Origin of the sequence: Pseudoalteromonas rhizosphaerae (assembly GCF_028885455.1) — a bacterium.
Lineage (GTDB): Bacteria > Pseudomonadota > Gammaproteobacteria > Enterobacterales > Alteromonadaceae > Pseudoalteromonas > Pseudoalteromonas rhizosphaerae.
The window spans coordinates 166,958-189,110 of record NZ_CP118496.1 but is presented as its reverse complement, the minus strand read 5'-3'; the positions used below and the strand labels follow the sequence as shown (position 1 = coordinate 189,110).

Below are 22,153 nucleotides of genomic sequence, written 5' to 3'. Positions count from 1 at the left end.
TATGTACAAAGATGACTTTAATCTTGCGGCAGGCTGTTACTTGCTAAATCACTCTGTTGGCCGTGCACTGAAAAGCAGCCAAGATGATTTTAACCAGCATTTTTTTGCTCCTTGGCAAGCGAGTAATAAAGAGCCATGGCAACAGTGGCTGCCAGCCATTGAGCGCTTTACTCAGGCGCTCAGTACATTGTTTAATTCACCGAGCAGGCAATTTTGCCCACAAGTAAATTTATCGAGCGCTTTAACAAAGTTAGTTATGTCGCATCCTCGCTTACAGCAAGCTAATTGTAAGGTGTTGATGGCGCAAAGTGACTTTCCTAGCATGGGGTTTGCAATGCAAAAAGCGCTGGCTAGTAGCGCTGAAATAAAGTTTATTCCTGAACACGTAGATTTAACTGATAGCGTGCAATGGCAACAATATATTCAAACAGATATTGATTTAGTATTTATCAGTCACGCTTATTCAAATACTGGCCAGCAAGCGCCCGTAGCTGAAATTACGCAACTGTGTAAGCACGCAGGCTGTTTGAGTCTTGTTGATGTGGCGCAGTCAGCTGGTGTATTGCCTCTAGATTTAAGCCAAGTTGATGCTGATTTTATGATTGGTTCCAGCGTTAAGTGGTTATGCTCAGGTCCCGGTGCGGCATATTTATGGGTAAGCCAAGCGCAATTAAATGTGTGCGAACCACAAGATGTAGGGTGGTTTTCACATCAAAATCCATTTGAGTTTGATATTCATCACTTTGCTTATCATGATAGCGCATTGCGTTTTTGGGGCGGCACTCCATCGATTGCGCCATTTGTACTCGCAGGGCATAGCATTGGTTACTTTGCTAAATTAGGTGTTGCAACAGTGCGAGCGCACAACTTGGCGCTACTTGAACAATTAAGTGCAGAGTTTAGGCCATATTTGGTGTCACCAACAACGCCAGAAAAACGTAGCGGTACAGCTATTTTAAATTTTGGCGAGCAACAGCCAGCGGTATTAAGCGCGCTGTCTCAGGCGAATATAAGTGTCGATGCGCGAGCATATGGGGTGCGAGTTTCACCGCATATTTATAACAACAGTAGTGATATAGCACAGCTAATAAAAGTGGTTAAACAAACCCTAAGCTAAATTTATTGGCTTAGTTGCGTTTTAAACGCTTTTAACGCATCAATTTGTTGCTGATACTGCTTTATTTTCGGCTCAATGCGTTGCTCAGCTTGTGCTGTGCGTTTTGCTATCGCATCAGCAATTGAGTTTGCACCCATTTTATTTGCAGAGTCTTGCGTCATATAGTTTATTTTGGTTTTTTGTTCTGCAAGAGTATCTTGAAGTTGCTTTATTTCTCGTTGATAAACTGCAATTTCACGATCAATTTTTTGCATCGCAACATAACTATCTACAGACGCCATGATATCTTTGCTTTGTTGCGTATTAGTTGCTTGGGTCACATTAGTTGGTGGAATTTTTATTTCTTTAGCATCGTCACCACAAGGTATTTGACTAAAGGTAGCCACGCCATCAACCGTGCATTGGTAAGCAGCCGTAGCCACAGCTGCTGGTGGTATCAGCATCGCTACGGCACAAACCATTGTTAACTGAAGTTGTCGCAAGTACACTTATGAATCCCTAAATTTGCATTAAAATATCCAGTGCAGCTAGTTTATCAAGTTTGTTAATTTGAATCGCCAATTAATCGTTGCTATTTATTAGTGAATTTATTTTCCTTATAACGGTGCCTTTTGCAGTGAAAAATACCCGAGCAAGTGACGCATAGTGTTGGCTTGATCTGCCATTTGTTTTGCCGCAGCCATGGTTTCTTCAGTCATCGCTGAGTTTTCTTGGATCAAGGTTGTTAGGCGTTGTACCACAATATCTACCTCTTTAATTGCCTGTTGTTGGGTAATCGAAGAGCTATTGATAGACACTATCATATGGTTAACATCAGCCACAGCGCTGACAATTTGCTTTAGTTTCTCACCTGATGAATTAGCAAGGGCGGTACCGTGACTAATTTTTTGGTTGCTGTTGCTTATTATCGTTTTAATTTGTTTCGCCGAGGTTGCGCTGCGTCCAGCTAATTCTCTAACCTCATTGGCAACGACCGCAAACCCGCGACCATGCTCGCCAGCTCTGGCTGCTTCTACCGCAGCGTTGAGAGCTAATAAATTGGTTTGAAATGCGATTTCGTCAATAACAGAGACAATTTCATTAATATCCTTACTGGAATTATTAACCTCAACAATGGCATGAACCGTTTGTATGGATAGCTCGCCCCCTTCGGTTGCGCTTATTTGAGCATTTTCTGCAAGCTTAACCGCTTCGTTAGCTTGCTTAGCAATGGCGGCTATTTCATCTAGCATGTTACTGCTGCTAGCACTGGCTTCTTCTAAATTGGCTGCTTGCTCTTCAGTGCGTTGACTTATTTCGGTGTTACTCTCTGCTATCTCTGCGGCGCTTTGTGATACTCTTAAGGCAGAGTCTTGGATGCTGCTAATAACACTGGTAAGTTTTTCAATCGTTTGATTTACATCTGCTTTTAATGTAGCAAATACACCTTGGTAATCCTGCTGTACTTGTTGATTTAAATTGCCTTGAGCAAGCCCGCTTAATACCTTAGTCACCTCTGCGATTGCATCTGCGGTGATGGTCAAAGAGCTGTTCACATCATTTTGCAGCTGCGCTAATTGGCCTTGCATGTTTGTTTCTAGTTGTTGATTAAAATCACCGCTACGCATAGCTGCCATAACGCGCGCGAGTTCAGCAATAACAATACTCAAATTGCTAATAGAGCTATTTACATCATCTTTAAGTACATTGAGTTGGCCATTCATATCGCTATTGATTGTCTGCTCGAAGTTACCTTTACTGATCGCCAGCATAACGTTTGATATTTCACTTACAGCAGTGTCTAAACCCATAATTGAGTTATTAATATTGTGTTTTAAAGTTAATAATTGGCCATTGGCACTGCAATTTACTTGTTGTTTAAAGTTGCCAGCATTTACGGCTGCCATAACATCGTTAATATTTTTAATGATTAACGCGAGATTGTCGACGCTCGCGTTGATATCATTTTTAAGTGTGGCTAACTGGCCTTGTAGAGGTTGCTCAAGGTGTTGTGAAAAATCCCCATCGTGAAGTGCGCTCATTACGCGACTGATATCACTTACTGCTCCCGCTAAACTGTGTACTGAATTATTCACACTGTTTTTTAATTGTGCCAAAGAGCCTTGTGCGGCTACCGTAACCTGTTGTTTAAAGTCACCATGTTCGATATGGCTCATTACCCCGACAATTTCAGTAATGGTGCTATTTAGCGATTGCAGAGAGCCATTTATATTTTGTTTTAAGGTGGCCAGCTGTCCCTGCATTGGGGTTGTTATTTGGCTGTTAAAATTTCCTTGGCTCATTTCATCTATAATATGATTTATTTCACTCATTGCTTGCTCTAGCGAGTCTGCGCAATTATTTGTGGCCTGTTTTAAGGAATCTAATTCACCTTTGCAGGGCGCACTAATTCGGTGGTTAAATTCACCTGCGGCCATTTTATTCATAACCGTATTGGTTTGGGAAATAGAGCTTTGCAGCGCATCAAGGAGGCAATTAAAAGCACTTGCCGATGAACCTATTTCATCATTCGAAAGCACTGGCGTTCGTACCGAAAAATCACCTTTTTGTTCAACGTGACGCATTGTGTCGACAAGTAATTGCACAGGGCGGGTGAGCGAACGAGCAAACCAAATAGCGACCAGAGTAATGGCAATGATCGATATTATTAAGGTGCTAATGAGAATCGTCGTTAAATGACTGACTGTGGCAAAAGCTTCTTTTTTATCTATTTCAGCCAGTAATGACCACTGTATACCTAATACGTTAATAGGTTGATAAGACGACAGTACTAAGGAGCCGCTATAATCGGTGATTACTTGCTGACCTTTTTTACCTTGCTGAGTAAGCTCAGTTGCCAGCGTTTTTACTTTACCTATGCTTGGATAGCGAAAAGAATTTACAACTGAGCGGTTTTCGGGGTCGAGAAAGGAATCAGAACGCATTAAAAAATCAGGTCCGACTAAATATGTCTCGCCACTTGTACCTAAGCCAGCCCGCTCAGTCATAATGACATTTAGGGCATCAATGGATAGTTGAAAAATCAAGGTGCTGGTATGTACGCCTTGGTTATAAATTGGGGTGGCGATAAAACTGGCTGGTGCATTATAAGATGGCAAATATTGCTGATAATCGACAAAGGTTATTTCATCTTCATTGATCATTTTTGCTTGTTTAAATGCCAATGCTAGGTTGCTATTAGCATAAGGTCCATCGAGTAAAGAAGTGGCAAAGTCAACCTCTTTGTAAACAGAGTAAACTACTTCAGCGCTGCGATTGTCGATGATAAAGACATCATAAAAATCAAATTTTTGCGCAAAATTTAGTAAAAAACTATGGTATTTGCTGTGTAGTAAATTGTAGTTATTATCAGCACTTGCTTGTACTAATTTTGCTTTCTCGCCAAGTGGGTATGGGTTATCTGCTAGGTATTGTGATTGCCAATATTTAGCCGTGGGTGAAAGTGTGGAAAGCAGCTCAGAAGTTGGCAATTTGTCTTCGTTTTTAAGCCGGTATTTAGTATTAAAGTCGTTGTGATAGTAATCTGCCAGCTGTTGCTCTGCGGTGCTGTCGAGAGATGTTGTATAGGGCTCTTTAAATGCACGGCTAAGTTCATCTGCAGCGGTGTGGAGTAAAGGGCTTTGTGCTAAAAATAATAATTGCGCATGTATATCGGCAAAATGCCTTTCAATGGCGCTTTTTTTAATTTCACTAACCGCTTCTAATTGAGCATAAGTTTGTTTATTTAAAGCAGTAGCCGAGTTATACAGTGCAAGACTGATGGCTATCGCCAAGGGAATTAATGCAACGAGCAAAAAGGCAATAACAAGCTTTTTAGTCAAGCCAATATTACGTACAAAATTTCCGAATGAACGGGTTTGGTTAGCCATAACAACATCCTTATCAAAGCAAAGCTGTAAACCTAATATAGGTAATTAAGATTTAGTGTAGAACAGCTTGAATTAAAAGCGAGTCGATGACGAAAAATAGATTTTTTAGTTGCTGTAATGCACTCGCTATACTCTGTTAAACTACGGGCATTCAAATTTAAGTGTGTTTGCTATGAAAAACTCCATTATTCCAGTTGTATTGGCCGGTGGTATCGGTTCGCGGTTATGGCCATTATCGCGCCAAGCTATGCCAAAACAGTTTTTACCTTTACTGGGAGATGAGTCATTATTGCAAAGTACCTTAAATAGAGTCTCTGACTCATGTTTTACTGATCCGATTTTGGTTTGTAATGAACAGCATCGCTTTATTGTCAGCAGCCAATGCCAGCAAATCGGTGTTGCAACCATGGCGTTACTATTAGAGCCTGATGGCAAAAATACTGCTCCCGCCATCGCATTGGCAGCACAATATGCATTACAGCAAGGGCTTGATAAACCTTTATTAGTGATTCCAGCCGATCATCATATTGATAACTTTGAGTTGTTAATAGAGCAACTTCCTGATGCGATAAGCTTGGCGCAACAGGGCAAGTTAATTACCTTTGCAATTGAGCCAGACTCAGCCCATTGCGGTTACGGTTATATTAAAAATGGCACTAAAATAGCATCTTCAAACTGCTATGAAGTTGATCAATTTAAAGAAAAGCCCAGTCTACTATTAGCACAGCAATATCTTGCCAGTGGCGAATATAGCTGGAACAGTGGAATGTTTTTATTCACTCCTAGCGCATACCTTGCTGAACTTGAGCGTTTTGCACCAAAAATCGCCAGTTGCATTGCAGCAGCCGCCAATTTCAGTGGTGACTTAGGTTTTACCCGTGCCAATAATGAAGTCTTAAAAAACTGTCCAAGTGATTCAATCGACTATGCTATTTTAGAACGCAGCCCAAATGTGGCGGTGCTGCCTTTAGCGCTGAATTGGAATGATGTCGGCGGTTTTAATGCGCTATGGCAAAGTGCCGATAAAGACGAGCAAGGCAATAGCCTAAGCACCGATGACGTGGTTTTACATAGCCATAACAACTTGCTCAGCGGTGAAGAAGGTCATAGTATCGCAGCTCTTGGGGTGAGTGATTTAGCGATTATTCACACCCATGATGCAACTTTAGTCGCGAGCAAAAGCCAATTAGAGCAGCTTCCGGAACTATTAAAGCAATTAGCCGTTAAGCACGGTGATAAATTGATCCATCATCAAGCCGTGTATCGACCGTGGGGTAGTTACCGAGTGTTAATTGCAGGCACCGGCTTTAAAGTGAAAAAAATTATTGTCAGCCCAGCTGGCAAACTTTCAACGCAGCGCCATCAGCACCGCGCTGAGCATTGGGTTGTCGTCTCTGGCATTGCTGATGTGCGTATTGATGGCCAAGCACACAGGCTTACTGCCGATCAATCTTGCTATATAGCCGCCGGTCACATTCACAGTTTAGCAAACACGCAAAATGAGCCACTTATTCTTATAGAAGTACAAACTGGCAGCGTTTTAGATGAAACGGATATTGAACGTTTTGACGATCAGTATGGTAGAAAATAGTGAAGATTAATCGCTTTTAACCCAGCCAATACTTAATATATAACGACTACCTTTTTCTATTTTGGTTACTGCATGCTGAGTTATATCGGGCCTAAATAGTTTTATACGCTGGCTTTGAAATAAGGTGTTTTCGCACATAAACTCACCGCCCAGTTGGGCACGTTTGATAATGAGATTTAAACGAAAATGCTTACCTTTTTTTACTTTATCTGTATGGGGCTTTATTTCACTACCAACGGGAAACTTAATTAAATAAGTATCAAACTTTACTGGCCAATGGGCGCCACACAGAAGCATTTTGTCATAGCCCGAATCTTGCCTGCCACGCTGCCAGCGAAATAAATTTTTAAAAATAGCCATTGTATCTTTTCCTTATTACTTTAACTTCGCCAACTCGCCAACTCGCCAACTCGCCAACTCGCCAACTCGCCAACTCGCCAACTCGCCAATTCGTCAACTCATCTGCTCCCTGACATACTTTAAATACTGCTCAAGGCTATTTTGCCATAACACCAATGCTTCTGTGAGTGACTCTTTAAGCGGTTTGTTGTCGAGTAAGCGTCGTTCTATTTTTTTTAACTCTATGCCGTAGCGGTTAAAACCGAGTTGTAAAGCGGTGCTTGCTTGGCGATGGAGCAGCTTAATACATTGTTCTTTATCTTCGTCTAATAATTGTTGAGCACGGATCAGCTTGTTGCGTGCGGATAATACAAACTCGTTGTAAATAGACGAAATCTCGTCTTCACTAAAAGAGCTTTTTAATGTGTCTGCTGCGGTATTGTCATATAAAACATCACTCAGCTCAACGGCAATACTGGGTGCATGGCTGCTTTGTGAATCACTTAATGCTTGGCGTAATTTTTGTTGTTTAATTGGTTTACCAACAATGTCTTTTATTCCTAATGAGAAATACTCTTTGATTTCGTCAGGGCTTAAACTGGCAGTAAAGGCGAGTACTGGGGTACGTTGATTTTTATGCTCCATACCTTTGAGGGTTTTAAGTACTTCTTGGCCAGTCAGATCTGGCAGGTTCATGTCTAATAGCACAACATCAAAGTGGTACTCTTGCATCAGGTTAATAGCACTTTTACCATCGCGGGCGAGCTTGATTTTATGCTCATCATCAGCCATAAATTCTATGGCTATTTTTTGATTTAAATCTAAATCCTCGACCAGTAATACATCTAATCCAGTTAAATAATCTTTTGATTGATGGCGCTGTTCAACAAGGCTGAGTTCGCCAAGCACAAGCGTGATATCAAAGCTAAACGAACTGCCTTTATCTAACTCACTGGTAATATCAAGTTGGGAGCCCAGTTTGGCTAGTAGGCGGCTGGTGATAGCAAGGCCTAGGCCTGTTCCGCCTTTTTCTTTACCTGCGCTACTTTGTACGTATGGCTCTGTAAGGTATTCTATTTCATCATCTTCAATGCCAGGCCCCGAGTCAATTACACTAATACGAATATGATGTTCAAGTTGGCGCTCCTCTAATAACTCTACGCGAATTTTAACTTCACCTTTGTCGGTAAATTTAATCGCATTACCAACGAGGTTAATGATGATTTGCCGAAGTTTTTGTTGGTCGCAGTAATAACAAGCTTGCTCTGGGAGGTTATAAATTAACTCAAACTTTAAGCGTTTCTGCTCGGCTAATGGACTAAGTAATAAACATAAGTTATGCAACCAAGTTTTAAATTCTACGTCCTCTTCATAAAGTGCTTCGTTGTGTTGGTCAAGGCTTGCGTAATCAAGCACTTTATCCACTAACAAGTTAAGTGATTCGGCGGAGTTTATAATGGCTTCGCAATAAGGTTTGTCTCGCGGGTCTGTTGATTGATTTAAGATCAATTGCGCACTACCTAAAATACCATTAAGGGGAGTGCGAATTTCATGACTAATGGTAGATAAAAATAAGCCTCTTATTTCAAGATCTTTTTGCGCTTTATTAGTTAACTGATTGAGGTTTTGCTCTCTGCGCTCGTTACATAATAACGCCATCCCGGTGGTATAAAACATTGGGGCGATCACGCCATTAACCAGTAAGGTCACGCTAAACCAGTTTTCTTTTAACAGTGTGAAATTGTTAACATCTTCCATTAAAAAAGCGCGACCGACAAAAATACAGCTAATAATGGTCAGGATCAAAATATAGACAATGCTGCCATTGGGGTAGGGCTTACGGGCAAAGCGAATAAATAAGTACAGTAAAAACAGTGCTTCGCTTATATGCTGTAAATCAGAGGCCAGCATACGATTACGAAGGTTAGAATCAACTACGGTAAAGTACATTAGCAATGCTCCGCAAAACAAGGTTGCTAATACAAAAAACCGAAACTCTTTGCCGCGGTAACCTAAAAATTGGCTGATTGCTAATGCATGGATGATGGACGCGCTAAACCATAAACTATTAGCAAGAACAATAGTGATAATGCTATCGAGACGACCGTGTAAGGCAAAGCTCATTAGAGCAATAAATAGCACTAAAGGATAAAGAATATATAACACTGTGCCTGGAGTGTTTTTGTTGGCGCGCCAAGTTAAAAAGTTGAGTAGTGCCATGACGACCATCATGGCGGCACTGGCAGAGTAGAGCGTGAGGGAGTCGAGCATTCATATTCCAAGCAGATCAGGATGACGAGTTTAGAATAATGGCAATTGCATTTGTTAGCAAATATCGCGCTCTAGAATAAACAAAAAAACAGGCACAAAGTACCTGTTTTAATATTAAAATAAGAGTTACTAGATTAGCGAATTTCGTCCGGAATATTTTGTTGTGCCCACGATAATAATTCAATACGATTACGACATTTTGTCTTTCTAAATGCGCTGTATAAATGAGTTTTTACAGTGTGTGGACTAATGCTTAACGCTTCAGCTATTTCCTTATTTTTAGAGCCGTTACTCATTAAGGAGATAATTGCTTTTTCGCGTTTAGTTAATTTTACAGGTTCAATATCACCGTCAGTGAGCTTATGTAATGCGTCTTTATTGAACTGCAACATACGGTTTAATGCGTTACACATGATATCACGACGATACCACAGCTGATCTTCGAGTAATAAACGAATGCCTTTCATTAGCACATCAGCATTGTCGGTAGTATAAAAAACACCCCGAATACCGCTTAACAATGCACGATTAGCTAGTTCTGGATTTTCGTCTAAGTTGAATAATACGATATCGCACTTAATACGTAGATTGACCAATTGCTCTTTCAATTTCCCCCAAGCGTTTTGGCTTGATGTTTCGATAAACAATAAACGCGTTCCCTCAGGAACGTCAGATATATTTGTTCCGGTAGTAACATTGAGCCCTTGGGTTTTTAATAAAGGCTCTAATACATTAATACCAATTGTATTAATTGGCTCTAGATCTAGTAACAAAAAGGCAGAACTACTCATACTTACTATACTCTTGAATAAAGTTGACTAATCAATCCTAACATGCAATCCGCCCCTTTAGTATTAGAAATTTCCTACTTTAGGGTAAGATAGACATAGTTTTATAACGTTTATCGTATTCGTCATAAAAGATACATTTAAAAAACTTTGTAACAATTTGAAATTAATAGCAAATAACATTTTCTTTCAAAGTTAATTTTTTTTACAAATATTTACAGTTAAGCCGTTTAAAGCAAACCTTTAGTCTTATTTTGGTAAGGTGGCCACCCCATTATTTTACCTGCTAGCATATGTAAATGGATATGATAAACAGTTTGCCCGCCATGTTCATTGCAATTCATTACCACGCGGAAACCATCCTCTGCAAAGCCTTGTTGTTTCGCTATTTTTGCAGCAACCACATACAGGTGGCCAACAATTGGCGCATCTTGCTCGGTAATATCATTGATGGTCGCAATCGCTTTTTTCGGGATAATCAGCACGTGAAAAGGGGCTTGTGGGTTGATATCTCTAAACGCTAAACTAAGCTCATCTTCGTAGATGATATCAGCTGGGATCTCGCGGTTAATAATTTTAGTAAAAATAGTTTCTTGGCTCATTTAAAGGGCTCTTTGTCGGTTGTACTAAAGTCACTAATGACAAACTTTGCCTGCAGTGTCAAACTGAAATCAAACAACAAGGAGCTATTATGCGTAAACATTTATTATTAAGCGGTATTGTGTCATTATTTTTGAGTGCGACAAGCGTGGCCGAAACCGTCAATTTTCCTGAAGAAATAGTGCCATTACAAGTGGGCGATAAGAAAATTGAGCATTCATTTTTCAACCGTGTTGATGAAGTCGAGCTGGTTCCTGGCGTATATCAGCTCAAACTTAAATACACCGATTTGTACGAGCAAGGTTACGATGAGCATCAAGTTATCGACTCAGAACCATTTTGGGTGACGATGACCATTGCTGCCAATACAGATTATGATGTGGTGTTTAACCGTGCTGATAATGCGGTAGCAGCAGAAGTTTTTGCAGAAGCGCCACAAGTGAGCTTACAAGCAAAAGGGGCGTCATTAGGCACGCCGCTAGCCATTATAGCTGAGCCCGATTTGACAAGTAGTATTAACTCTCAAGTTGCGACAGTGCAAGTAGCACCAACAGCAGCAACCAGAGCTGCACCGATGGCTGCTAATTTACAAGCTCCAGTTTCTCGCCCTGCACCTAATGCAGGTAATGCGCCTAGTGCTGCCGCCATGTTAGATTTTTGGTGGCAACAAGCCAGTGCTCAAGAGCGGCAAGCTTTCATTGATAAAGTCACTAAAAATAAATAGCACTGATTAAAATAGATAGCAAAAAGGGCGAATAAATCGCCCTTTTTAATTTTCGTTATTTAGCTATTACTTAGCAAACAAGTCGTCAATAGTACCTTGCGCAAGTGGGTGGTAGCCCGGGCGCGCTTTTAGGTATACTTCATGTGCCCATTCACGTTTACCATTAGTAATCAGAGCTTTGTATAGCGGCACGATTAATTTGCGACGGCCAATACCTGATAAGTGTTTATCAAGTGCTGGATAGATAGGTTTATAGCCATTGCCAACCGCAAGCATAAACCAAGCAAAAGCACGCTCTGCGTTAGTTGATTGTGTAAGGTTGAACTCGCTGTCTAGCATCGCCATTTTATCTAGGCTTAAATCACGTGGTAAGTTATTTAAAAAGTGTAACCACTCATGCACAGTCCAATTTGCCGTAGGAAGTTGTGCGGCAGTTGTGTCACCTTTTAACCATGCTGCTGTTGCACTATCTACTTTATCGAATGCATCTGAGGTTGGGTTTGGTGCATCGCTCGGTAAGCCAGGCTGAAAAATCCACTCGTTTACTTTATCCATGCTAACAACACCTGGATACTGTTCAATTAAGTTCGTTTTTAAGTAAGTAACAAACTCTGCGGTGGTCAAAGATTTGAATGAAAACTCTTTAAAATAGGCTTTTACAAATGGGTCGAACTTGTCGCGACCATACTTGTTTTCAAGGTAAATTAAGAATAGCTGGCCTTTAGTATATGGCACTGAGCTGAATGCATCGTCCGGATCGCGGCCATTAAGTTTTAAGTTAAGGCGAGTATCTGGCGCTGCAATAGTTTTAAGTTGAGCACGCAGGCCCGCAGCGTCAAGCGCTTGCTCCATAACCGCACGGTCACGACCATAAACTTCTTCCATAATACGGTTTTCAACGTACGAGGTAAAACCTTCATTCAGCCATAAGTCTTCCCATGTAGCATTGGTTACTAAGTTGCCAGACCAAGAGTGAGCAAGCTCATGAGCGATTAAGTTAACTAAGCTTTTATCGCCAGCAACAACCGTTGGAGTGATAAACGACAGACGTGGATTCTCCATGCCACCGAAAGGAAAGCTCGGCGGTAACATTAAGAGGTCATAACGGCCCCAAGCATATTCACCATACATGGTACTTGTTTTATCGATCATCGCTTGCGTGTCTTCAAATTCAGCAACTGATGCATCTAAAATGGTTGGTTCAGCAAAAATGCCGGTTTGGCGTGACATAGCTTTAAATTCTAGATTACCAGCGCCAATCGCAATTAAGTAAGGAGAGATTGCTTGAGGCATATCAAAAATGTAATCGCCATCTTTATAAAGTGCATCTTTGTTGTCGGCACTCATCACCGCACGAACATCTTTAGGTGTATGAATACGTGCCGAGTAAGTTACACGCATCGCTGGTGTATCTTGTACTGGGATCCAACTACGAGCATGAATTGCTTGCGATTGGCTGTACATAAACGGATGAGTTTTACTGGCTGTTTGCTCAGGTGTTAACCATTGTAAGCCTGATGCTTCTGGGCGGCTATTGTAGTAAATGCGTACTTTTGCTGCTTGGTTTTTAAAAGTAATAGTTAACTTTGAGCCTTTAACGTCATCACGTGCAGCAAGGGTAAATTTTGCTTTATGCCAGCCACCAGTTTGATCTTGATACATTACTTTATCAATATCTAAGTCACGGGTATCAAGTACCAATGTTTTGCTGTCGGCATTTTGCCATTGTAACGTATGCTCAACAAAACCTTCTAACTGCTTGTCAGCAAAATCAACGTCTAAATCAAGATTTAAGTGTGTAGTAATAACATCATCAAGATTAGCATAGGAATTTTGATCAATGGCGCTCGCCATTGCTTGAGAGCACATACCTGCCATAGCGAGGCTTAAAAAAAGCGGTTTAAGTTTCATATTGACCCTGGACGGAAATAAAAAGTGCAGGTTTTATATCATGATTGACCATCAGGGTTGAGCAATTTTTACAATCTGATGCGCGTTTTGCGACGATGGGTTACACTATTGCGATTAGTGACGATTAACCTTTGGGGCATTTTGTGGCTCTCTCTTTGCAAGCTTTTCATACATTTTCTTTACCGAGCCAGTGTTCACAACTGTGCGAAATAACTGACCTTACACAATTACAGCTACTGACGTTTGATAGCCCTTTTTGCATTTTAGGTGAAGGTAGTAACACGGTATTTTTAAGCGATTATCAAGGCACTGTAATTAAAATGGCGACTACCGGTGTCGTCATCGTTGAACGCGACAATGATTACTTACTTGAAGTTGCTGCAGGAGAAAACTGGCATCAGCTTGTTGCATATACGCTCAAAAAAGGGATGCCTGGGCTTGAAAATCTTGCTTTGATCCCCGGTACAGTTGGCGCAGCACCGGTACAAAATATTGGTGCCTATGGTGTAGAGCTGGCAAAATTTATTGAATACGTAGAATATTTTGATATCGCCACTAAGCAGCTCATCCGCCTTAGTTGTCAACAATGCGAGTTTGGCTATCGAGAGTCTATTTTTAAGCATCAATTAAAAAATAAAGCAGTGATCACTTGCGTTGCATTGGCATTACCAAAACTTTGGCAGCCAGAGTTAAGCTACGGTCCTTTACAGCAGCTTGAGTCGGTAACGGCGCAGACGGTTTTTGAGCAAGTGATTAAAACTCGTAACAGCAAATTACCGGATCCTTACATACTTGCCAATGCCGGAAGCTTTTTTAAAAACCCAATTATAGAAAACCAGTTACTTAGCGAATTGCTCGTCGCGTATCCGCAGTTGCCTCATTATTACTATGATGAACACCACCATAAAGTAGCTGCCGGTTGGTTAATAGAACAAGCAGGGTTAAAAGGGTACCGTATCGCAGGAATTGAAGTGCATCAGCAACAAGCGTTAGTTTTAGTTAATCATGGTGGCAGTGAAGGCAGTGACCTAATTAAAATGATTCAACATATCCAGCAGCAAATATGGCAGCGTTATCAAATAAGCTTACAGCATGAAGTTCGCTTGATGAATAATGATACTGAATGCCATATCGGTTTAGGGGAGTTAGCATGAAGGCGCCGGATGGTAATAAATTAGCAATCTTAAATGCGCTCAATCAGGGGGGCTTTATCTCTGGGCAATTACTTGGTGAGCAACTTGGCATTAGTCGCGCCGCAGTGAGTAAACATATGCAAAGTTTACAAGCGATGGGGCTGGATATTTTTAAAGTTAGCGGTAAGGGTTATAGCCTTAATAACTCCGTGGGCTTGTTAGAGCAAAATAAGATCCAGCAATATTATCAAGGCTTGAACGCCAGTACGGCACATATCGAAGTGCATCCGATCATTGATTCGACCAACAGTGAGTTAATGCGCCGTATTGCGGCTAAACAAACACTAGATTCAGGCACTGTCGTCGTCGCGGAAATGCAGCAAGCAGGGCGTGGGCGACGCGGACGCGTTTGGCAGTCTCCATTTGGTGCGAACTTGTATTATAGTTATTTCTGGCGCTTAGATGACGGGCTGCAAGCCGCAATGGGTATGTCTATCGCTGTAGGCTTAGCTGTTTACGATACGTTAAAAGCACTGTATCAGTTAGATATTGAACTCAAGTGGCCAAACGATATTTATCTTAATAAAGAAAAGCTCGCAGGTGTTTTGGTCGAATTAGATGGTCAGCCACAAGGACCATGTCAGCTCGTAATAGGCATTGGTATTAATTTGCAAATGCCCACAAGCTACAGCCAGCAAATCGACCAAGCGTGGACTGATTTGAGCCAACATAGCCAACAGATTGATAAAAATCAGCTGGTGGCACATTTAACATACCACCTTGAGCAACGATTAGCGCAGTACAGTCAAACTGGCTTGCATGACATGTATCAGCAGTGGAACGAACTCAACGCCTTTGCAGGACAGTGTGTGGAGTTAAATACTGGGCATAGAAGCTGGCGTGGTATCTGTGAAGGCATAGATCCACAAGGTGGTATTCGTATTCGCCAAGATGGTGAGGTTAAAAGCTATTACGGTGGTGAAATTTCACTACGCAAGGCAGTTCAATGAGATTATTAATCGATGTAGGTAATACAGCACTTAAAGCAGCGCTATGCCAGCAAGGCGAAATCAAACCGTGTGATGTTAGTGCGCTACCTTGGCGGCAAATTAACGAGCTGGTTTATGCAAGTGTCGGTAAAAATGAGCAACTCAATGGACTATTAGCACAAGCATCGGCATTTCAGGTGCCATGTTTTGAAGCGAAAGTGACTAAACAATTGAGTAACCTTAGCTGTGCGTATCAACAATTTAGTAATTTAGGTATTGATCGCTGGCTTGGTTTAATTGCTGCTTTTCAATTATGGCCGCAACAAGATTGCATTGTGATAGACACAGGCACAGCCACAACAATTGATGTACTTACAGCACAAGGACAACATTTGGGGGGCTGGATATTACCTGGCCTTGATCTCATGACACGCTCATTAACACAGAATACGCAGCGTGTTTTTGATGATGCCAACACGCCTTTTGCGAATGAGCTGGGTGTAAACACACCTAATGGTTTAAAAAATGGCGCGCTAGTGGCAACCTTAGGGGCTGTTGAACAAGCAAAATTACATTTAACCAATAAAAAACCTCAACTAATTTTTGCTGGTGGCTATGGTGCATTATTGAAAGCGCAATTTTTAGACGCGATTTATGATCCGCAATTAGTGATGAAGGGGCTCAATTACTGGTATGAATTGAGCAAAAATTAACAAAAACAGGCTGTTTTGCCTGATTTGTGAGCGTTCGGCACATAAAATCACATTTTTTTTAATTTTCTTGTTGCATCACCACCAACCTTCCTCTAATATCTCGCCCCGTACTAAAGCAGTGCCGACTTAGCTCAGCTGGTAGAGCAACTGACTTGTAATCAGTAGGTCAACCGTTCGACTCGGTTAGTCGGCACCACTTTCCTTTTACCGAAAGTGTTTAGTAAAGAATTATCGTGGAGGGGTTCCCGAGCGGCCAAAGGGATCAGACTGTAAATCTGACGGCTCAGCCTTCGCTGGTTCGAATCCAGCTCCCTCCACCACTTTATTCTTGACGGTTAGAGGTAGTTTAAGAACAGGTTGCTAACGCGGGCATCGTATAATGGCTATTACCTCAGCCTTCCAAGCTGATGATGCGGGTTCGATTCCCGCTGCCCGCTCCAGTTTCTGGTGTTGCTGATATAGCTCAGTTGGTAGAGCGCACCCTTGGTAAGGGTGAGGTCGGCAGTTCAACTCTGCCTATCAGCACCAGTCTTAGAATCTTCTTGATTACTTCCTTTATCTGTCAGAAAATACTATTTGAAATTTGAAAAATTTAACTTAATCTACCTCTGGTGGATTATTTTCATATGTAATCTAGATACACAAAACTGATAGGTTCCGTCATGGCAAAAGCAAAGTTTGAACGCGTAAAACCGCACGTAAACGTAGGTACAATCGGCCACGTTGACCACGGTAAAACTACCCTAACTGCAGCAATCACTAACGTACTTGCAAAAGTATACGGCGGTGTTGCTAAAGATTTCGCATCAATCGATAACGCTCCAGAAGAGCGCGAGCGCGGTATCACAATCTCAACTTCACACGTTGAATACGATACGCCTACTCGTCACTACGCACACGTAGATTGTCCTGGACACGCCGATTATGTTAAAAACATGATCACTGGTGCTGCTCAAATGGACGGCGCTATCCTTGTTGTTGCTGCGACTGATGGCCCTATGCCACAAACGCGTGAGCACATCCTTCTTTCTCGTCAAGTTGGCGTTCCTTACATCATCGTATTCATGAACAAATGTGACATGGTTGATGACGAAGAGCTACTTGAACTAGTAGAAATGGAAGTTCGTGAACTTCTTTCTGAGTACGATTTCCCAGGTGATGACTTACCACTAATCGCTGGTTCTGCGCTTAAAGCGTTAGAAGGCGAGAAAGAGTGGGAAGACAAGATCATTGAGCTTGCAGACGCACTTGATTCTTATATCCCAGAGCCAGAGCGTGACATCGATAAGCCGTTCATCATGCCTATCGAAGATGTTTTCTCAATCCAAGGTCGTGGTACTGTTGTAACTGGTCGTGTTGAAGCTGGTATCATCCGCATCAATGACGAAGTAGAAATTGTTGGTATCAACGATACAACTAAATCTACTTGTACTGGTGTTGAAATGTTCCGTAAACTACTTGACGAAGGTCGTGCTGGTGAGAACATTGGTGCACTTCTACGTGGTACTAAACGTGAAGACGTTGAACGTGGTCAAGTACTAGCTAAGCCTGGTTCAATCAACCCACATACAACATTCACTTCAGAAGTATACGTACTTTCTAAAGATGAAGGTGGTCGTCATACTCCATTCTTCAAAGGTTACCGTCCACAGTTCTACTTCCGTACAACTGACGTAACTGGTGACGTACAGTTACCAGATGGTGTAGAAATGGTAATGCCTGGCGATAACGTTAAGATGACTGTAAAGTTAATCTCTCCAATCGCAATGGATGAAGGTCTACGTTTCGCAATCCGCGAAGGTGGCCGTACTGTAGGTGCTGGTGTTGTTGCAACTATCGTTGAGTAATAATTAACTTTTAAGTTAATTATTAGAAAAAGGTCACTTCGGTGGCCTTTTTTAATGTCTGCGATTTACGTCATGTGAAGGTGGCGCTGTTACCTTAGGCGTAGATGCTTTGTAGCAACGTTCAATATTTTTACTGTTAACCTGCTACCCAGAGTGTAAAACTAGCGATTAACGCAATCAATAATGCGACATTCAGCGGCCTTTTTCATAGCTACGACAATGATGTAAGTTCAAGCCATTACTTGTTTTTTTAAGTCTCGAAAGGACTCTGTTATCTGCATTCTCAACCAAGTGACTATATTTGTACATGCAGCAGTCAATATCTTCATTACCTACTAAACTATTACTCTTATTTGGAGTAACGGGGTAGGTTGTTATCACGAATAAATTTTATTATTTTTCAATATGGTAACCTTGACCACATTACTTTTGATAAGACATTCCATGTCGCGTTTGTTAACATTTATCTTGGTATAAGGATTCGGTGTAACGTTTTTTAGCGAATTCAATTACACCGTATTTTTGCTGTTTGTTTTTTATACCGGAAAGTTCAGCACGCTCTAGTATAAATAGCTCTCTTCAATAAGGTGTATTAACCGAATTTACTGCCAACTCACACTTAAATCTAGCGCTTCCCCTATACTCGAAGAACAAGGGCCAAAAACGGCATAGTCACCAATAATTCTCATAAATTTAGCTTGACTACTATTTGGCAGCATTGATAAATCGAGTGTAGTATTAAGGCCATAAGGTTGCCCCTTTTCGACAAATTTATCGACGACAAGCTCATTAGCCTCATCGCCATAAATTCCATTATCGTTGAGGTCAATCCAGACTTTCCATGAGGTAGATTGCTCTGTTACTTCAGTATCTCCTTGAATGTTGATGATAGTATTACTGGGATTTATCAGCTCTATCGGCATTTGGGTATAGTCCCATGCTGTTGAGTTATAATTAATGTCGTTGCCACCAATAGAAACATGAGTGATGTGCTTATCGACGCTAGCTGAGTTTATTGAGCAATACTGATCTGTTACCTGAATAAGCCGTTCAAAGGTATCCTGATCATCGGATTGATCAGTTACTGTCAACTTAACTAGGTAACTTCCTGATTCTGCGAAAATATGCTTAGGGCTGGCTTCTGTTGAAGTTTGACCATCGCCAAAATCCCATAACCATTGAACAACTTGACTCGTTGAGCGGCTATCATCGGTAAACTGAGTGCTTAATTTAATTTTATCTGCATTAAAATGGCTGAGCACTCCTTGGTCATAAAGTTTTATTTTTACCACCTTAAAAGCTTCAACGACGTCTTCTTCAGATAAGCCAGCAACACCAGCTTGTTGTTTAATACATTCTGCAGCTTCAGTTAGAGTGGTCAACGCACTCCAACAGACCTTGGCTGAATTTAAATATACTTTATAGGTAGGCTCTATCCCCCATTTATTTGATAGTAAATAAAATGGATAGGTGATCATACCAATGCGTAAATAGACATTATCACCAGCCTCTTCATAATCAAGAAAACTATCAATGGCGCCATTTTCAGTTTTTATCTGATCGAGATGACGAATAAAACCGCCATTCTCTTGGCCGTGAATCCAATTATCTGAATGTCCCGTAAACTCGTATTTTGCCATTACACCTGATATATCGCCAAAGGCTTCGTGCAAGGTACGAGCATCAGTACTAATTTCATGATCGAATTGATTTAAATCAGACACTCTATTTAAAACCCCATGGCCGACTTCGTGCGCAATAATGTCAAGTGAAGCCATAGAGTAAAATAACGGATAGGCATCACTAAAGTTGGCATATGCACCATCCCAAAAGGCGCCTTGTTCATATTGTTGACCATAGTGAACACGGATTCTAATTTTGTCTTCCAGTGGCGGCTCCCCAAGGTATTTAACAAAGCTATTGTAAACGAATGTGCCGTAAAACATGGCGTCATTAAGCGTTGAATATGTCCAGACCCCAGTCTCATCAGAAATCATATCTTCGGAATGTGTCGGCTGCGTATCACATAAAAATGAATAAGGAGGGAAAGCATTCTCATTAACGTCGTTAGGGAGCTGGTTGCGATTATTACTCTCCCCAGCTTCATCCTTAGTATTATTCATATGAGTAATGCTGACTAAACCATTATCAAAGATACATAGTCCACCTTGCTCTTCTGTACGCTGAATTGAAATTTTCTTGCGACCTACGCCATAATCCCAATTGTGAACTTTATTCCCCCCAGGCCCCGATAATTCAGCATTACCTATGAAATCATGAAAGGGAATAAGGGTACCTTTCGTGGCCTGTCCAATGGTGTTTACCGGCAAAAGAAATAGCGCATTGGTATTTGCAGGTATACTTGTATCCTTTGGGATATCAAGATGATAAACCGCTTTATTCATGGTTTTTAACCACGCATCGCCCTGTTTATTTCCTTGCTCATCTACCCAATAAACCCACACAGACTCAACTTTAGCGGGGTCACTATCAATAACTTCAGGAGCGACAATTGTTACGATGCCAGATAGTTTGCCAATAGAACTATCTTGATCACGAAAAAACGCATGTAATATTTGATTCGTTGGCACTTCAGTAATAGGGTTTAGCGGTTCTTCAATTGGCGGCTGTTTAATTGGAGGAGAGTCAGAGCTGCCACCACCACCACAAGAAACAAGAAATAAAGTAATAAATATAGAAATGAATTTCTTAAATCTAATAAGATTTAATTGGATGAGATTTGTCGGCAGTAAAAGTGATTGAAAAAAAGTCATTGGCTATCCTTAGTCGATGGGGTGGTATGTAAATAAACATTATAAATCAATGTAATATGATTTAGTTTTGGTTTTTTACCATTAAGTTTACACTCTAGAACAAATACGCTATTTTTTCAATTTATTTGGCTGAATTATAGACTATAGAGTGTAAGTAAACTGAGGTTTGGGTTAGCCAATTTCTTATTCAAAGCTAAGGTTAAATAACCCCATTAGTAGAAAAACAATTTCACAAGGGCGACGAGACAACAGGTTAAGAGCGTGAGTATCGCACACCTCCCAAATGTTTGTTCGCCTAGTCAACGTTCGCTATCGCGGACTCAATCTGGCTTTCGCAAAGAGTTGTACCGGGCAAAGTCGTACAATACTCGCCTGCTTGCTCGAGTCCGATACGCTGAGTATTGCGTGCTGTAATACGCGCTGCTAGCTGCTCGATTTCAATCGGTTCTTCAGACACTGCTTTAAATGCACTCAATCTCTCTATCTCGTCATAAACTAAATCTTGATAACTTCTGAGCCTTGCGGACAGTGCAATATAGCGCTCAGATATTGCAGCCTGACCAGCATAGGCTAAGTCATAATGACCAGAGTCCTCATAGCTTTCGACTTCATATTTTAAAATATTTAAATGTTCGTCTTTAAGGTCCTCAACATAGTCACCACCATCAAATAAATAGCTAAACAAATTGTTGGCATACGTTATACAAGGGGTTAGATTATCGGTTTTACAATGCATGGTGCCATTTTTACTTAGCCTAGCCAGTTCTGGCGTCATACCACCATCGGTGTTCACCTGAATACTATATACAGCATCTTTGGTAGCTTCTTGAAATACTTTAGTTTTAGTAAAAGTCTTACTGAAAAAAAGAAACTTCACTTTGATTTTAGTCTGAAACCATTCGTATTTAGTGCGATCTCTAAAATGGAGTTTGGCTGTTACATAGATACGCGAGCCGAGTTTGATATTGTGGATAAAGCTGTCACCACAGCGGCTTCTTACTTGATTTGGAGCTTTATTTAGTAGCTCCTGAATGGCCATTTTGGTGGTTCTATTTTTAAAGTTATAACTTCCTTTTTCATAGGTTAGCTCTACCGCTGAGGCGGCAGAATTTCTATTTTTTGTCACTTTCCTGCGCATGGAAAATTTGGCTGAGCCTCCAAAAATAACCAAATTGATACCACCCTTTACGCTACCTGTGATGGTATTGATCATGGTATCGGAGTCAAAGTCGCCACGATAAGCCAAATCGCCCATGCTACCGCCTTGAAATTGCCACTGACCATCAAGGCATGATTCAAGCGGTATGCCTAGTTTCTGCTCAAATCCCTGTCCGAGTTGTTCTTGTTCGGTATTTAAAGAGTAATAGGTATGCCCATTTGCGTAAAAGCTTAACAGGCCACAGAGCACTATTAATATGGTTCTTAAGTGCATACATAAATTCCTGTAAATGGTTTACAGTGTGAAGGGGCGAGAAAGCAACAACTCA

The 22,153-nt window shown here is 41.1% G+C and carries 16 protein-coding genes, 4 tRNA genes and 1 pseudogene; 11 read left to right on the top strand and 10 right to left on the bottom strand.

Annotated features, from left to right (window positions below):
• Position 1: 1 nt before the first annotated feature.
• Positions 2–1,117 carry an aminotransferase class V-fold PLP-dependent enzyme gene (locus PVK79_RS00905; protein ID WP_257325142.1) on the top strand — a complete coding sequence of 372 codons (1,116 nt, stop codon included), beginning with the start codon at positions 2–4 and terminating at the stop codon, positions 1,115–1,117.
• A 2-nt stretch (positions 1,118–1,119) separates the two neighbouring features.
• Here the strand turns inward: PVK79_RS00905 and PVK79_RS00900 are convergent, their stop codons facing one another.
• Positions 1,120–1,605 (bottom strand): DUF4124 domain-containing protein, encoded by a 486-nt coding sequence (locus PVK79_RS00900; protein WP_257325141.1) that lies wholly within the window; start codon positions 1,603–1,605, stop codon positions 1,120–1,122.
• A gap of 108 nt (positions 1,606–1,713) precedes the next feature.
• Entirely contained in the window at positions 1,714–4,986 is a 3,273-nt protein-coding gene (locus tag PVK79_RS00895) for a methyl-accepting chemotaxis protein (RefSeq protein ID WP_257325140.1), read from the bottom strand.
• A 172-nt stretch (positions 4,987–5,158) separates the two neighbouring features.
• On the opposite strand from PVK79_RS00895, the gene PVK79_RS00890 reads away from it, so the two are divergent.
• The gene (locus tag PVK79_RS00890; protein ID WP_182732559.1) at positions 5,159–6,577 is read left to right on the top strand and encodes a mannose-1-phosphate guanylyltransferase/mannose-6-phosphate isomerase; all 1,419 of its coding nucleotides are present in this window, start codon (positions 5,159–5,161) and stop codon (positions 6,575–6,577) included.
• Between the two features lie 6 nt (positions 6,578–6,583).
• On the opposite strand, the gene PVK79_RS00885 is transcribed toward PVK79_RS00890, so the two are convergent.
• From PVK79_RS00885 to PVK79_RS00870, 4 genes are all read right to left on the bottom strand, one after another.
• Positions 6,584–6,937, bottom strand: a complete 354-nt coding sequence (locus PVK79_RS00885) for a 2OG-Fe(II) oxygenase (protein WP_145242732.1) — start codon at positions 6,935–6,937, stop codon at positions 6,584–6,586.
• A gap of 93 nt (positions 6,938–7,030) precedes the next feature.
• Positions 7,031–9,187 (bottom strand): ATP-binding protein, encoded by a 2,157-nt coding sequence (locus tag PVK79_RS00880; RefSeq protein WP_145242734.1) that lies wholly within the window; start codon positions 9,185–9,187, stop codon positions 7,031–7,033.
• A 134-nt stretch (positions 9,188–9,321) separates the two neighbouring features.
• Positions 9,322–9,978 carry a helix-turn-helix transcriptional regulator gene (locus PVK79_RS00875; RefSeq protein ID WP_257325139.1) on the bottom strand — a complete coding sequence of 219 codons (657 nt, stop codon included), beginning with the start codon at positions 9,976–9,978 and terminating at the stop codon, positions 9,322–9,324.
• Between the two features lie 227 nt (positions 9,979–10,205).
• Complete coding sequence (locus tag PVK79_RS00870; protein ID WP_145242738.1) at positions 10,206–10,577, bottom strand: histidine triad nucleotide-binding protein; 372 nt, start codon at positions 10,575–10,577, stop codon at positions 10,206–10,208.
• A gap of 89 nt (positions 10,578–10,666) precedes the next feature.
• Between PVK79_RS00870 and PVK79_RS00865 the strand changes: the two genes are divergently transcribed.
• Positions 10,667–11,299: a DUF2057 family protein gene (locus PVK79_RS00865; protein WP_182735853.1), complete on the top strand. Its 633-nt coding sequence runs from the start codon at positions 10,667–10,669 to the stop codon at positions 11,297–11,299.
• Positions 11,300–11,365: 66 nt separating this feature from the next.
• On the opposite strand, the gene PVK79_RS00860 is transcribed toward PVK79_RS00865, so the two are convergent.
• Positions 11,366–13,210 carry a M1 family metallopeptidase gene (locus PVK79_RS00860; RefSeq protein WP_257325138.1) on the bottom strand — a complete coding sequence of 615 codons (1,845 nt, stop codon included), beginning with the start codon at positions 13,208–13,210 and terminating at the stop codon, positions 11,366–11,368.
• A 143-nt stretch (positions 13,211–13,353) separates the two neighbouring features.
• Here PVK79_RS00860 and murB point away from each other — a divergent pair, with 143 nt between their 5' ends.
• The 8 genes from murB to tuf all read left to right on the top strand — a co-directional run bounded on the left by murB (position 13,354) and on the right by tuf (position 17,892).
• The gene (gene murB, locus PVK79_RS00855) at positions 13,354–14,364 is read left to right on the top strand and encodes a UDP-N-acetylmuramate dehydrogenase (RefSeq protein ID WP_145242744.1); all 1,011 of its coding nucleotides are present in this window, start codon (positions 13,354–13,356) and stop codon (positions 14,362–14,364) included.
• Positions 14,361–15,353, top strand: a complete 993-nt coding sequence (birA, locus tag PVK79_RS00850) for a bifunctional biotin--[acetyl-CoA-carboxylase] ligase/biotin operon repressor BirA (protein ID WP_149983335.1) — start codon at positions 14,361–14,363, stop codon at positions 15,351–15,353. The genes murB and birA overlap by 4 nt, the downstream gene beginning before the upstream one ends.
• Positions 15,350–16,045 (top strand): type III pantothenate kinase, encoded by a 696-nt coding sequence (locus PVK79_RS00845; RefSeq protein ID WP_149983334.1) that lies wholly within the window; start codon positions 15,350–15,352, stop codon positions 16,043–16,045. Before birA ends, PVK79_RS00845 begins: the two co-directional genes overlap by 4 nt.
• Before the next feature lie 120 nt (positions 16,046–16,165).
• Positions 16,166–16,241: transfer RNA gene (locus PVK79_RS00840), tRNA-Thr, on the top strand.
• Positions 16,242–16,280: 39 nt separating this feature from the next.
• Positions 16,281–16,365 (top strand) — tRNA-Tyr (locus PVK79_RS00835).
• A gap of 45 nt (positions 16,366–16,410) precedes the next feature.
• A tRNA-Gly gene (locus PVK79_RS00830) sits at positions 16,411–16,485 on the top strand.
• A gap of 12 nt (positions 16,486–16,497) precedes the next feature.
• Positions 16,498–16,573 (top strand) — tRNA-Thr (locus PVK79_RS00825).
• A 134-nt stretch (positions 16,574–16,707) separates the two neighbouring features.
• Entirely contained in the window at positions 16,708–17,892 is a 1,185-nt protein-coding gene (tuf, locus tag PVK79_RS00820; protein WP_182758002.1) for an elongation factor Tu, read from the top strand.
• A gap of 116 nt (positions 17,893–18,008) precedes the next feature.
• Here the strand turns inward: tuf and PVK79_RS00815 are convergent.
• The 3 genes and pseudogenes from PVK79_RS00815 to PVK79_RS00805 all read right to left on the bottom strand — a co-directional run.
• Positions 18,009–18,176 (bottom strand): annotated as a pseudogene (locus tag PVK79_RS00815) (IS4-like element ISPtu1 family transposase); the annotation flags it as partial.
• A gap of 318 nt (positions 18,177–18,494) precedes the next feature.
• Positions 18,495–20,666, bottom strand: coding sequence for a PKD domain-containing protein (locus tag PVK79_RS00810; RefSeq protein WP_257325137.1), 2,172 nt, complete (start codon positions 20,664–20,666; stop codon positions 18,495–18,497).
• Positions 20,667–20,961: 295 nt separating this feature from the next.
• Entirely contained in the window at positions 20,962–22,098 is a 1,137-nt protein-coding gene (locus PVK79_RS00805) for a hypothetical protein (protein WP_257325136.1), read from the bottom strand.
• Positions 22,099–22,153: the final 55 nt, after the last annotated feature.